Source organism: Providencia sp. PROV255 (assembly GCF_028478065.1).
In the GTDB taxonomy this organism is placed as follows: domain Bacteria; phylum Pseudomonadota; class Gammaproteobacteria; order Enterobacterales; family Enterobacteriaceae; genus Providencia; species Providencia rettgeri.
The window spans coordinates 1-14,217 of the sequence record NZ_JAMPMI010000008.1; the positions used below are offsets into that span (position 1 = coordinate 1).

Below are 14,217 nucleotides of genomic sequence, written 5' to 3' on the forward strand. Positions count from 1 at the left end.
TCATCAACGACTGGCGGCGTTGCAGATTGCTCTTGAGCGGCTTTTTTAGCTTTCGCACGCGCAATAGCTGCGGCGACGGCATCTTTACGGGGATCATCCGTTGCTGTTATATCAACAGTTTCTGTTTGTGCATTGGCCAGCTTTTCAGCTTGTTTAGCTCGAGCTTGGGCTTTACGAGCTTCGCGAGCGGCGATTACTGCACTATTGTCTGGGAGTTCACCGGAAACAATCTTAATGGGTTCTGCTGTCAGCGTTTGTTTGGTTTTGACTCGTGCTAAAGCGGCATTAACGGCATCTTTATCTGCACTATCGACTTGCACAGCAGCTTTTTTATGGCGTTCTTCTCGTGCTTGTTTATCACGTTCCATACGCAACTGTTTTGCTTCAAAACGCAATTTTGCTTCAGCAGCACGGCGCTCTTCTTGAGCAATTTCACGAATTTCTGCTTTTTCTTGACGATAATATTGCACTAACGGAATATTACTCGGGCACACATAAGCACATGCACCACACTCTATGCAGTCAAATAAATTATGTTTTTGCGCTTTTTCGTGTTCATCTCCTTTACTGAACCAGTAAAGTTGCTGAGGTAGTAACGCAGCAGGGCAGGCCTCAACACACAACCCACAACGAATACACGCTTCTTCTAGTGCTTTAGGCCCCATTTCTTCCATTGTAGGAACCAGTAAACAGTTACAAATTTTCACGACAGGAACATTTAAGTCGGGTAGGGTAAAGCCCATTAAAGGCCCTCCCATAATCACCATTTGTTCTGGTTCAGGGTTAAAACCTGATTGCTGTAATAGATGTTTAACTGGAGTCCCTAAACGAGCCCAAAAATTACCCGGTTTGCTGATTGCTTCACCTGTGACAGTGACTACTCGTTCGATTAATGGCTGGCCATCGATAACCGCGCGTTTGATAGCAACCACAGTACCGACGTTTTGCATTAACACGCCAATTTGAGAAGAACGCGCACCGGATGGTACTTCTTTTCCCGTTAAAATTTTTGTCAGCTGTTTAGCACCACCTGATGGGTACTTGGTTGGTATAACTCGAATGAATATTTGTTTGTCTTGCGAGGTGATTGCATCTTTAAGTGCACGAATAGCTTCGGGTTTATTGTCTTCAATACCAATTAGTACCTGGTCTGGGTTCAATAAATGCTGTAAAACACGGCAGCCTTCAATAACTTCCTGTGCATGTTCTTGCATTAATCTATCATCGGCTGTGATATAAGGTTCGCATTCAGCCGCATTAATAATTAATGTTTTAATTGCATCTTGACCACCTGCCAATTTTGATGCGGTTGGGAAACCAGCACCGCCGAGACCCGCAATACCCGCTTGTTCAATTTTCTGTAGTAATTCAGCGCGGGTTAATTGAACGTAGTTAGGCTCTGGGTATAAAGTACACCATGTATCTTGGCCATCGGATGCAATACGTACACACAACTCTTTTAAGCCAGAAGGATGCGCTGTCACCATGGGTTCAATCGCAGTGATAACCCCTGAAGTTGAAGCATGAACAGGCACAGTACGTCCAAGGCCTTTAGTTAAAGGCTGGCCTTTTAAAACGAAGTCACCGACTTGAACAATCAGTTCACCTTCAGGGCCTAAATGTTGTTGTAATGGGATAACCAGTTCATCAGGTATTGATGCAATACGCATTGGTGTTTGGCTTGATTGTAGCTTCATTTCAGGCGGATGGATCCCGCCTTTGAAATCCCAAATATTATCTTTTTTCAACCAATTAAAGAGCTTAAGCATGAGTTTCACCCCTTGCTTTAGTTACAAATGGTTCATTGGGTTCAACATTGATATTTTTGACTGGGATGGTGTTTAAATCCCATTTCCAATTGGCTGTGGTGGTTTTCACGGGAACAAGCTCAATACAATCGGTAGGGCAAGGGGCTACACACAGGTCACATCCTGTGCACAAATCTTCAATAACGGTATGCATGGCGCGGGTTGCACCCACAATAGCATCAACAGGGCAGGCTTGAATGCATTTAGTACAACCGATGCAGTTTTCTTCATCGATAATAGCAACTTTACGAACTGGATTTTGCGCGGCTTCACCACCATCGATTGGTTGGGGGTCAACATTAAGCAACTCAGCGATTTTTAGCATGACTTGCTCACCACCAGGGGCGCATTTGTTGATCATTTCCCCATTATTTGCAACCGCTTCAGCGTAAGGACGGCAGCCAGGGTAACTACATTGACCGCACTGACTCTGAGGTAATATCGCTTCAACTTGTTCAACAATAGGATCAGCCTCAACTTTGAATCGTAATGAGGCATACCCTAAAATCAGCCCAAAAATAAGGCCAAAAACGGCTAATATACCGATAGCAATCCATACAGACATCATTAGAATTTCACCAAACCACTAAAGCCCATAAACGCGAGAGACATCAAGCCAGCAGTTATTAACCCAATTGACGAGCCCTTAAAAGGAGCAGGAACATTGGCAACAGCTAAACGTTCGCGAATAGCGGCAAATAACACCATCACTAATGAAAAACCCACAGCAGCGCCAAAACCATACACGGCAGACTGCATAAAAGTATGAGACATATTAATATTTAATAAGGCAACACCAAGAACCGCGCAGTTGGTGGTAATTAAAGGCAGAAAAATACCAAGTAAACGGTAAAGCGTTGGACTCGTTTTCCTCACCACCATTTCAGTAAACTGTACAACGACAGCAATCGCTAAAATAAAACTTAGCGTTCGCAAATAGATGAGGTCGAGAGGAATGAGGATGAGAGTGTCAATCAACCAAGAACTGATTGACGCTAATGTCATAACAAACGTCGTTGCTAAGCCCATTCCAATGGCGGGTTCGAGTTTTTTTGAGACGCCCATAAAAGGGCATAAGCCTAGGAATTTAACGAGAACGAAGTTGTTAACCAGTACTGTTCCAACAAAGAGTAATAGATAATCAGTCATGCTATTGCCTGAAATGAAAAAAGAACAAAAACTGACCGAAGCCAGTTAAACTATCATTATGATATCAAGCAATTTATGTGATGCTTATCGATCTTGTGTGAAAGTCATTTTTACACGTTGGGACCGTTTTAAATAAGGGACAAAGAAACCTGCACCAATTAAAGGCCACGCTAAGACTTGCAAAGCAGTTTCATCATCAATAGGTGAAAATGCGAAGGTTTTTATACCTAATAATAATAAAATCATTAACCAAATAATAAAGCGGCGGGGAAAATGTTTTGAACGAGAAAACATTAGCTGCAACACATGGATACTGAAAATAGTCATCCCAATAGTAATCGCGAATGACAGATACCATGCGGCAGGAATAAAGCTTGTCCAATGGTCAACAGTCGTGACAATCTCATAAAACTTAATGCAATACATGACAGTCATACTGCAAACAGCTAAAAAGGTTAATAACAAATAGATTGCTGGAACTAATAACCAGCCAGTGATGCGGTTGGCGTCATAAACTGAAGTCATAATCAATAAAACCCATTTTGGCGAAGTCGCTGGACAATTTACAATCCTATCATAGATTTATTTGCCATTTCATTCCTTCTGATGGTACTTTTTATCTCCACCTGTGTTTATCGTTGTATGAGGTCTAAATGTCTAAACCAATTAAAGTTGCGATCGTCGGATATGGCTATGCTAGCAAAACATTTCATGCTCCCTTCCTTGGCATTTTAGAAGGGTATGATTTAACAACGATTTCTAGCAGTGACCCGAGTAAGGTTAAGGCTGATTGGCCAAATGTTCATGTTGCCGCCTCTCCGGAAGCTATTTTTGCTGATAAAGATATCGAACTCGTCGTTATTCCTACGCCTAATGATACTCATTTTCCTCTCGCACAAGCGGCATTAGCAGCGGGAAAACACGTTGTTGTTGATAAACCATTTACATTAGATGTCTCACAAGCTGAACAATTGAAACAACAAGCGGAGCAAGCTGGAAAATTACTGTCGGTTTATCATAACCGCCGTTGGGACTCCGGTTTTTTAACCGTTAAAAAAATCTTAGAAGAAGGTAAGCTCGGGGATATTAAATACTATGAATCACATTTTGATCGTTATCGCCCTTTAGTTAGGCAACGCTGGCGTGAAGCAGATATTCCCGGAGCCGGTATTTGGTATGACCTAGGTCCGCATTTATTAGACCAAGTCTTACAATATTTTGGCAGGCCGTTAGGGATCAATGTTGATCTTGCCATGATCCGCCCAAATGCACAGGCAGTGGATTACTTCCATGCCGTTTTGCAATATGCCGATAAAAAGGTGGTATTACATGCAACAACATTAGCCGCTGCACCAACGCCGATATATGTTATTCATGGCATGAATGGTAGTTATGTTAAATATGGTTTAGACACCCAAGAAGACTGCTTAAAGAGCGGCCAACGTCCAGAAGGGGCTGATTGGGGAATTGATACCAATATGGGTAATGTGACGCTGTCACAAGATGATGAGCTGATAACACAATCTTGGCCAAACCAACGTGGTAATTATGGTGGTTATTATCAAGGGATATATGATGCAATTCGCCATGGTAAACCAAATCCTGTCACCCCGAGCGAAGCGATAGATATTATGAAACTTATTGAAGCAGGTATACGTTCGGCAAAAGAAAAACGGACTATCGAAGAAATATTTTAACGTCATCAACGCTCACTATAAGGCCAGTTAACATAACTGGCTTTTATTATGGATAATCGAATGAATTTGCTAGCTAAACTGAGAATAGACCCATTTTTACTTATCATGATTGGTGTTGTCATTCTAGCCAGTCTTTTTCCTTGTGAAGGTGACATAAAAACGGGGTTTCAATATTTAACTACAGCTGCAATTGCATTGTTGTTCTTTATGCATGGAGCTAAGTTATCTCGTGAATCAATCATGGCGGGGATAGGGCACTGGCGTCTACATCTCCTGGTTTTTGCGAGTACATTTATTGTATTTCCTATTGTAGGATTAGGACTCGCGGTGATTGTACCTAAATGGATGTCACCGACTGTGTATATGGGCTTTTTATACCTATGTGCTTTACCTGCAACCGTACAATCAGCAATTGCGTTCACATCAGTGGCCGGTGGGAATATTGCCGCAGCTATTTGTAGTGCATCGGCGTCGAGTATTCTTGGGGTTTTTCTTTCGCCAATCTTAGTTGGCTTATTGATGGATGCTGATGGTAGCCAAGCTATGGATACGCTCAATGCGATAGGCTCCATCTTAATGCAATTAATGCTCCCGTTTATTGTGGGGCATTTATCTCGACCATTAATTGCCAATTGGATTAACCGTAATCGTAAGTTAGTTAATATGACTGACCGGTCTTCAATATTGTTAGTGGTTTATGTGGCATTCAGTGAAGCCGTTGTAGAGGGGATTTGGCAGAAAATAGATGCATTTTCACTCTTAATGATAGTGGTTGTTACTTGCGTTATTTTATTTATTGTCATTGTATTTAATACGTTAGCTGCACGGTTGTTAGGTTTTAGCAAAGAAGACGAAATTACCATCGTTTTCTGTGGATCGAAAAAGAGTTTAGCGAATGGAGTACCAATGGCGAACGTGTTATTTCCTGCTGCGACAGTGGGGGTTATTTTATTGCCATTGATGATCTTCCACCAAATACAACTGATGGTCAGCGCTGTACTTGCTCAGCGTTATGCGAAAAGGCTATCAACTAAGGACTGACAATAGGGCAATCATGGGGTTTTGTTCTGACAAAATAGGCCATTACCCCTCAATTAGATTTATAACCGATCTCCTAAGCATACACGCCTTTTAGTTACAACATACAAATAATTATATAATTAACAATAGAGCCGCTGCTTATGCGGTGGATGCTAATAATCGATGATGTTATTTTAAGTAACGCATTGTTTTTAGACAGGCTTAATATATTCAGAAAGCACGGTAGGGTTAATTATTTTACGCTAAAATTCAAAAAAGCCTATAAAAAGAAAAATAATTGTTATAGGCTCAAAAACAAACTCTCGAACTAGTAAGGTAATAGTTGTGCGTCTTTTTGAGATTTAACTTCTGTTAACTCAATTTTATATATATTTTCTTTGGAGTTTTTTACAATATTGTTGACACTAAAGTTTGCCAGCGGTGAGTAGAGTACTTCACTTTCATTATTATTAAAGCTTAGCCCAGCTTGCGGAGTGATCCCGTTGCCACTATTGCCTTTCACTAAAAACATAACTTTAACATCATCTTGGCTCTGGTTGGCAAAAGACTTAGCAATATCATTTCTACTCGACGTTGAAAAAAATTGCCCTAACTGATAAACCGTCTTATTATCGCTTTTTTTGTCGGCATTAAAATTATTAATTAAAGTATTTAAGCCATCACTAGTCATACCTTGCCCACGATGGGTGGTTGCTGTTGTACTTGACGGTGAATACCAATTTTTAGCAGCGGTTTTCACTAACTCATTTAAATTATCACTGTTACATTTTAATTCAAATTTAATGTGGCTATTTCCTTTTGAAAAAATATCTGAGCCATGTACTCGCTCATATTCAGCAATGACTTTACTACCACTTAAAGAGCCACCTTGTTTGCCATTACCAAAAATATAGCGGGCCTCATTGTTGATTGCTTTACAACCTTCATTACTTTGGTAGATAGAAGAAAATTGCTGACGCTTATTTTTTAGCTGTTCAGCTGCTTTCTCATTATCGGCTTCTTGTGTTTTAATCGTGTTTAATTGAGTTTCTATTGGGGCAAGCTCTTTACTGAGACTAGCAATTTGTTGTTGAGCATTTTTATTGTTATCGGTCAGTGATGATAAGGTTGATTCATCTTTTGCTTTCAACTTCGTGAGCAAGTTAGTTGAATCGGCGACAGTAACACTTTTTGCTGTTACATTTAATAAGGTTGCCGCGGCAGTGCGTTCAGTTTGGTAGCGGCCACTGGAAAAAATATTTTTTAGTACATTACTTCCTTGGCCTAATTTAAAATGCCCATTTTTGAGGCGGACTTGGCTATCTTTTCCATGTTGGTCAGAGATACTCTTCAACTCTTTTAAGAATGACATATTATGTTTGATAAATTCTTTTAATTCTGTCATTTCCGCTTTATTCGTTTCTATCGTAGTCTTAATTTTATTAATATTGCTCACTAAACTATTTTTTTGCGATATGAGCTGCTGTTTTAAATTTGGGCTAGCTATATGTTGTGTTGAAGTACTTGAGTTAATAATAGTCATGCTGATTTTCCTAAATGAATATATAAGATGTTTTTTATTAATATATAAAATATGAATATATAGGCTTGCGTAAAACGATTTTTAAATAGTAAGAGAGCGGCTAACTAAAAAAATAGGGCAGATATTAACAATCTCATATAGCAGCATGCAGGCCAAAGATTTTTCGGAAGGGGAATTTTAAGGATATTGAGATAGAGGGGCAGATCCCCTCTAAATCTTAACTAAATAAATTAGCGATTGGCGACTTTTTTTGACAGCGCATTTTTCTCACTATCCGATAAAAATGCCATACTCAGACCATTTCGTTGTGCTTGTTCTATTTCTGCTGCCGTTAAACCAGCTTGTGGGGCAGCTACTTCATATTCATGGCGTAACTCAATCCCTTGAACTGCAGGGTCATCTGTATTAATTGAAGCCAGAACACCTTGTTGTAAAAAGTTTTTTAACGGGTGTTGAGCTAAGGATGGAACTGTACTTGTTTGAATATTCGACGTTAAACAGCTTTCCATGCCAATTTGATGTTTTACTAAATACTCAATTAGAGCAGGGTCTTCTATTGCTTTAACGCCATGACCAATTCGTTGTGCGCCTAATACCTTAATAGCATGCCAAATACTGTCTGCACCAGCCGCTTCACCTGCATGAACAGTAATATTTAACCCTGTATCTCTAGCTTTAATAAAATGTGACTCAAAGAGCTCTCCAGGGAATCCGAGCTCATCTCCCGCTAAATCTAATGCGCATAAATGATCCCGATGCGCTAATAATCCTTGCAGCTCAGTTGTACAGGCTTGTTGGCCAAAAGTACGGCTTAAAATACCAATTAAATTAATTTTAATATCAAATTGTTGGCACCCTGCACGTACACCATCAACAATGGCTTCAACGACACCTTCAACAGGCAATTGGTGTTTCATCGCCATATAATAAGGGGAAAAGCGCAGCTCTGCGTAATCAATACCTGCATTAAAAGCATCTTCAACATTTTCAAATGCCACGCGGCGACAGGCATCTAAGTTTGCTAAAACAGCGACCCCCCAATCAAGTTTTGCTAAGAAACCGACTAAGTCAGCTTCTTGTCCTATAATTTGAACATGAGGGCGTAATGCTTCAAGCTCTGAAGCAGGTAATTGAATATGGTGCTGCTCTGCTAAGGAGAGAATTGTTTCTGGACGGATGTTGCCATCAAGATGGCGGTGTAAATCGGTTAAAGGTAAATGTGTTTTAATCACGGAATGATCCTTTATCTATTTTCTATCCTCATTTTGGCTTTTATTTCGCTAAAGGCAATTGTAAATCACGAAAAATGTGAAACGTGATCAATAATTACATTTTAAATGTGATCTCAATCACATTTATTTTGCGATGAAAATAAAAAAGCCAGCTAATATTAACTGGCTTTTGTGATTAAATTATATCAATTAGATTAGTTAGCTGGCGCTGCATCTTGTGGTGCTAATTCAGGCTCAACTTCCATTCCTGGTGCTGGTTCTGCATCTGGAGCAGGTACTGCTTCATATTCTAATGCATCTTCTGGATTAGACATCACTTTCATCTTAGTGAGGAACTCAGCTAAGGTATATTTGTCATTATTGAATGTCAGGTCATTACCTGCAAATTTGATAGTCATAGTTAAATCATTTTCGCTATCAATCATCCAAGGTGATTTTTTCTGTTTAGCTTTTTCAGCACGTTCTTCATCCGTCATAAACATTTCTTCAAACGGAGAAGAGAACATATCTGAAGTCAGCATTTGCTGAACACCTTCAAACTCAGAAGTGACCATGCCTTTCATTTCTTTTTTCGTGTTAGCATCAACTGGAACACCTTGATCTAAAATCATTGCTTGAGTCATTGATTCGATCACCATTGGTTTATTCAGTTTTAAATTGAAATCAAAAGAAGTAATGAGCTGCTTGATAGCTTCATCAACTTTGTTAGACATTGCTAACGCAGTAATTTCGTCTTGGTTCCATTTATTGAATGTGATGTTTAGGTCAATTGAGCTTTGGCCAGCTTCATTTTTCCAGTAGAAAGGGCTAACCGTGAATACCGGCTTGCTCTTCATTAGCTCTGGCAATGTCGTAGACATCATTTCCATAGCTAAACGCTCTGTTGCTTCAGTTGGGTCGCCATTAGCTAAACCTTGTGCTAAAGCTTCATTATATTGCTCAACGAATTTACCTAATGCTTTTGCATCTAATTTTTCAATAGCAACCGTCAGTTCGCCTGAACCTAAGTTTTGCTCTAATGCTTTTAAGTCAGAGATGCTATAAGAAATATTCCCTTTCACATCTTCGCCAGTAATAGAGGTGTCACTTGAAATTTTGAAATCTTTAAAAGAGAATTTGGTTTCAGGAATGTCGAAATCTGTATCCGCAATAACAAATGACTGGGTTCCGGTGTAGAAGCCATATTGTGATTTTGTCACATTAGAGACTAATTTTAAGCCTTTTAGTGTCATAGATTCAGAGTTATCTTTCTTACCGATAACTAAATTATCAGTGACTAAAGTTGCATCTACAGCAGCAAGGTCGGAAGTCGTTGATACATCAAACTTAGAACCACTGAAAGATAATGAAACGTCATCTTTCTTATACTCGACAGGGATCAGCTCTAAATTGGTATCAATACTTTTGCTATAGCCAATGACCGCAGAACCATGAATAAATGGTTTACCTTGTGTCGCTTCAAACAATTCTTTTGTTGTTGCGTTGTTAGCTAATTCAATTTGCGTCGCTGCTAATTTTGGTAATAAATTAAACTTAGCGACTTGTGATAATGGGAATGGACCATGATCAATATTCGTTTTAAATACGATAGAGTCGTCTGGTGATGCAGAATCAGCAGAGGTGATTACGATATCCGCTTTAGATGAAAAAACACCTTTTTCATAATTTTCTACTTTAAAATTCAAACCTGACTCAGGCACATTTACAGCAAAAAAATCGTTGGTTTTGAGGATTACTCTATCAAGTTCATCTTTTACTTTAGAACCTGTATACCATGAAGCTCCGGTCCACACTGCACCCAGAGCAACAATAACACCAACCGCGACTAATGACTTTTTCATTATAAACATCCATCCTTTCAGTACGTTATTGCCGTACTTATAAATTTATAAAAGTTTTAAATAACCGCCATTCATTGAATGAAGACGGTTAAATACAGAATATGACTCTATTTGTTAAATACTCGGGCTAGTTTACCACTGCCATTAATGGTTATGCTTTTCTCATAAGCCGGTAAAAAAACAGATTCACCTGAATTAATGCATATTTCATCATTACCTGAATGCAAAACTAACTGGCCTTCAATACAGAACAAAATTGAGGCACTATTGTTAGATAGCGCAACTTCCGAGTGGTCTATAGAATATATATTAAATGCAAAATCTTCTACTGGAATATTATATTTCCAGATATTTCCAGATTTTTCGGGAATGCTTAATAAATCCTTTGCAAACGTAGGCTTAAAGTCAATATTAGCAATCAGTTCTGGAATATCTATGTGCTTGTTTGTTAACCCGGCACGCAGCACATTATCGGAATTTGCCATCACCTCTAACCCAACACCTTCAAGATAGGCATGCGGTGTTCTTGCATATAAGAACATCGCGTCACCAGGCTCTAATTCAACGATATTAAGAAGAAGTGGGGTAAATAGCCCATTATCTTCAGGGTACATGCTAACCATTTGTTTTATCGAGTTCCATGGTTCACCTTGTCGGCTATTTAACGCGGCTTTCAATACACCAAGCGCTAAATCTTTTTGTTCACCTGTCAGATTAAGAATTTGTGCAAATAAACGTGATAATTTTTCTTCAGTTGGGTCCTGAACAAATAGCTGAATATCCGGATGTGCTGCTGAAACAAAATCCAGCAATTGTGCAATTTCGTCGAGTGGGCGAAACGCATTCATGGCTTTAAAAGGCGTTAATGCAAAGATTAATTCAGGTTTATGGTTATCGTCTTTATAGTTGCGTATTGGGGAGTCTAATGGGATCCCGGCTGAGTTTTCTTTGGCAAACCCAACTTCAGCATAAGTTTTATTTGGGTGTACCTGAACAGATAACGGTTGAGCTGCACATAACACCTTAAATAAATAAGGTAAACGATGATAAGTTTGTGCGACATGCTGGCCTAAATAGGTTTCAGGAGCACTTTCGATTAAGACATTAAGTGGAATGCTTTGATTTTTTTCCTCATCGAGAACTTCAGAGCTTGCTTTTGGATGAGCTCCCATCCAAAGTTCAGCCATAGGTAAGTTATCAGGGTTTGAAATCCCATATAGCTTAGTCAGGGCTGTTTTACTGCCCCAGTCATAGTTTTGGACTTTGTTTATCATTTTAAGCATAGCAAAATTCTCTTTTTCATAAAAATCAACTGATTTCCTTTTCACTACAGTACAATAAGCTCGACCAAGTCTCATAAATGAAATTCAATTTGTGGCATTATACTGCTCGGTTATTTGCTTACCTGCAAGCAGATGATTCTAAAATCAATTATTCTGTGTATGTACCTAAGGAGATAGTAATGGCAGCCACTCGCATTGAAAAAGACTCAATGGGACCAATTGAAGTACCTGCTGACCAATTGTGGGGCGCGCAAACGCAGCGTTCTTTAGAACATTTCCGTATATCTGTAGAAAAAATGCCTGTTGCGTTGATTCACGCACTCGCTATCACAAAAAAAGCCGCTGCTAGTGTCAATATGGATCTTGGATTATTAGCCAAAGAGCGCGGTGATGCAATCATTGCTGCTGCTGACGAAGTCTTAGCTGGCAAACATCCAACGGAATTTCCACTAGCCATTTGGCAAACAGGTTCTGGTACGCAAAGTAACATGAACATGAACGAGGTTTTAGCTAACCGTGGTAGCGAAATTCTCGGTGGCCAACGTGGCAATGATCGTCTTATTCACCCTAATGATGATGTGAATAAAAGTCAAAGTTCAAATGATGTTTTCCCAACGGCAATGCACGTTGCTGCGGTTGTCGCAATCCGCGAACATCTTCTCCCAGAACTGAAAGTTTTGCATCAAACATTAGATGCAAAAGCGAAAGAATTTAAAGATATCGTAAAAATCGGTCGTACTCACTTACAAGATGCAACCCCACTGACATTAGGTCAAGAAATTTCAGGTTGGGCTGCAATGTTGGCGCATAATGAAAAACACATTGAAAACGCTGTTCCGCATGTGTGCGAATTAGCGTTAGGTGGTACAGCAGTAGGAACTGGTTTAAATACGCATCCAGAATATGCAGTGCGTGTTGCGAAAAAAATCGCAGAATTAACTGGCCAGCCATTTGTTACAGCGCCTAATAAATTTGAAGCATTGGCAACGTGCGATAGCCTTGTGCACGCACACGGTGCTTTAAAAGGTTTGGCTGCCTCTTTAATGAAAATCGCGAACGATGTTAGGTGGTTAGCATCTGGCCCACGTTGCGGCATTGGTGAAATTTCAATTCCAGAAAATGAGCCAGGCAGCTCAATCATGCCAGGTAAAGTTAACCCTACGCAGTGTGAAGCATTAACCATGTTATGCGCACAAGTGATGGGAAATGACGTTGCTGTTAATATTGGTGGTGCATCCGGTAATTTTGAGCTGAATGTATTCCGCCCAATGCTAATTGATAACTTCTTACAATCCGTTCGTTTGTTAGCGGATGGTATGCGTAGCTTTAATGAGCACTGTGCGATTGGAATTGAACCAAACCGTGAGCGTATTGAAAAATTACTTCATGAATCATTAATGCTAGTAACAGCTTTAAATACTCACATTGGGTACGATAAAGCGGCAGAAATCGCTAAAAAAGCGCACAAAGAAGGGCTGACTTTGAAAGAGTCTGCATTGAAACTCAACTATTTAACTGAAGAACAATTCAATGATTGGGTTCGTCCAGAAGATATGGTGGGCAGCATGAAATCTTAAGCTAGCCAATTAAACGAGCGAGTATATAACACCCATACTGTTTTACAGATGGGTGTTTTTTTAGCGCTCAATATACAAATTTAAGCGTGGTATTAATAATTCAACTGCTTTTGCTTTAGGGCGATTACGAATAACAATGCTATTTGCATGGTAATCGGGGAGTTCACCTACTTTAATTTCGGCCACTGTTTTTTCGAGCGCAAAAACAAACAAAGGGGTTGCACAGGCAAACTGCGTTTGTTTCTGTTGTTCTTTATCCCACACTCGAGCTATTGGCTGAACTTTGACAGGACGTTGAGTTTTCAAAACCGCATTATGGGGTAGGGAATCAATTAACCGAATTTCATTTTCCAATTGTAAAAGCCAGTGTTCTTTAGGTAAATGAAGAGGGGAGCGACCACTTTCTAAACTTGCTTGTAAACGGTCTAGTACTGTTTCTTTGGTCACTTTATTGATGACTTTTTTATTCGCCCAACCAAAATTAATCGTATCGATATCAACCAATGAGGTGAGGGTGCGGTAAGTATTTAGTGTTAGCAGTCCATGTAAACTGCTACGTATAAATTCGAATCGATGTGGCTCGTTAACTTGAGTGACTATTGCTTTTATATGCATCTTTAACTCATTGATCTTTGATATTAATGAATTAAAGTCACGATACGCCTGTAAATTGGTTTGTATACATATTGCCCCAGGTAAGCGGATAGCGGCTTTATTGCTAATTTCTTCAGATTTATTCTGTAAAAATAACAAGTTAATTAATTTTATTGTTTCTTTTACTGCATCATGGCTCACCACCGTTTCCACTGCGATTTGTTCTATCTCATTATTTTCTTCACCTTTGATTACCGAAGGTAACTGAAATACATGGGCTGTAAATGGTACTTGCTTTGATTGCTCCAATAGCAAAAGGCTAAATTGGTTTATTTGTGATTCCAATTCATTAAACGTATTAATCAGGTCTTGTTTATTTGTCATTTAGTTACAACATTCAATGTGTGGTAAACAATAATTAACATTAACTATCGTGTTTATCAATAAAAAATAAAGCCTAAAAGGGCAAGTGG

At 39.3% G+C, this 14,217-nt stretch carries 12 protein-coding genes; 3 read left to right on the forward strand and 9 right to left on the reverse strand.

Annotated elements, in window-relative coordinates:
- The 4 genes from rsxC to PR725_RS06885 form a co-directional block, all read right to left on the reverse strand.
- Positions 1-1,769: electron transport complex subunit RsxC (gene rsxC / locus PR725_RS06870; RefSeq protein ID WP_272568259.1), on the reverse strand; the 1,769-nt coding region annotated here is incomplete at its 3' end.
- Entirely contained in the window at positions 1,762-2,376 is a 615-nt protein-coding gene (gene rsxB, locus PR725_RS06875) for an electron transport complex subunit RsxB (RefSeq protein WP_109912259.1), read from the reverse strand. The genes rsxC and rsxB, both read right to left, overlap by 8 nt.
- The gene (gene rsxA / locus PR725_RS06880) at positions 2,376-2,957 is read right to left on the reverse strand and encodes an electron transport complex subunit RsxA (RefSeq protein WP_004910983.1); all 582 of its coding nucleotides are present in this window, start codon (positions 2,955-2,957) and stop codon (positions 2,376-2,378) included. Before rsxA ends, rsxB begins: the two co-directional genes overlap by 1 nt.
- Positions 2,958-3,041: 84 nt before the next feature.
- Complete coding sequence (locus PR725_RS06885) at positions 3,042-3,482, reverse strand: DUF2569 domain-containing protein (RefSeq protein WP_004910980.1); 441 nt, start codon at positions 3,480-3,482, stop codon at positions 3,042-3,044.
- Between the two features lie 128 nt (positions 3,483-3,610).
- Between PR725_RS06885 and PR725_RS06890 the strand changes: the two genes are divergently transcribed.
- Positions 3,611-4,654: an oxidoreductase gene (locus PR725_RS06890; RefSeq protein WP_109912258.1), complete on the forward strand. Its 1,044-nt coding sequence runs from the start codon at positions 3,611-3,613 to the stop codon at positions 4,652-4,654.
- 60 nt (positions 4,655-4,714) lie between these two features.
- Positions 4,715-5,695 carry a bile acid:sodium symporter family protein gene (locus PR725_RS06895; RefSeq protein WP_110731946.1) on the forward strand — a complete coding sequence of 327 codons (981 nt, stop codon included), beginning with the start codon at positions 4,715-4,717 and terminating at the stop codon, positions 5,693-5,695.
- A gap of 307 nt (positions 5,696-6,002) precedes the next feature.
- On the opposite strand, the gene PR725_RS06900 is transcribed toward PR725_RS06895, so the two are convergent.
- The 4 genes from PR725_RS06900 to manA all read right to left on the reverse strand — a co-directional run bounded on the left by PR725_RS06900 (position 6,003) and on the right by manA (position 11,573).
- The gene (locus tag PR725_RS06900; protein WP_004910973.1) at positions 6,003-7,217 is read right to left on the reverse strand and encodes an ADP-ribosyltransferase domain-containing protein; all 1,215 of its coding nucleotides are present in this window, start codon (positions 7,215-7,217) and stop codon (positions 6,003-6,005) included.
- 230 nt (positions 7,218-7,447) lie between these two features.
- Complete coding sequence (add, locus tag PR725_RS06905; RefSeq protein WP_109912256.1) at positions 7,448-8,449, reverse strand: adenosine deaminase; 1,002 nt, start codon at positions 8,447-8,449, stop codon at positions 7,448-7,450.
- Between the two features lie 194 nt (positions 8,450-8,643).
- Positions 8,644-10,290, reverse strand: a complete 1,647-nt coding sequence (locus PR725_RS06910; RefSeq protein ID WP_231136923.1) for a YdgA family protein — start codon at positions 10,288-10,290, stop codon at positions 8,644-8,646.
- A gap of 107 nt (positions 10,291-10,397) precedes the next feature.
- Positions 10,398-11,573: a mannose-6-phosphate isomerase gene (manA, locus tag PR725_RS06915; protein WP_272568266.1), complete on the reverse strand. Its 1,176-nt coding sequence runs from the start codon at positions 11,571-11,573 to the stop codon at positions 10,398-10,400.
- A gap of 179 nt (positions 11,574-11,752) precedes the next feature.
- Here manA and fumC point away from each other — a divergent pair, with 179 nt between their 5' ends.
- Positions 11,753-13,150: a class II fumarate hydratase gene (gene fumC / locus PR725_RS06920; protein WP_004910966.1), complete on the forward strand. Its 1,398-nt coding sequence runs from the start codon at positions 11,753-11,755 to the stop codon at positions 13,148-13,150.
- 60 nt (positions 13,151-13,210) lie between these two features.
- Here the strand turns inward: fumC and tus are convergent, their stop codons facing one another.
- Positions 13,211-14,128 (reverse strand): DNA replication terminus site-binding protein, encoded by a 918-nt coding sequence (gene tus, locus PR725_RS06925; RefSeq protein WP_211888776.1) that lies wholly within the window; start codon positions 14,126-14,128, stop codon positions 13,211-13,213.
- Positions 14,129-14,217 lie beyond the last annotated feature (89 nt).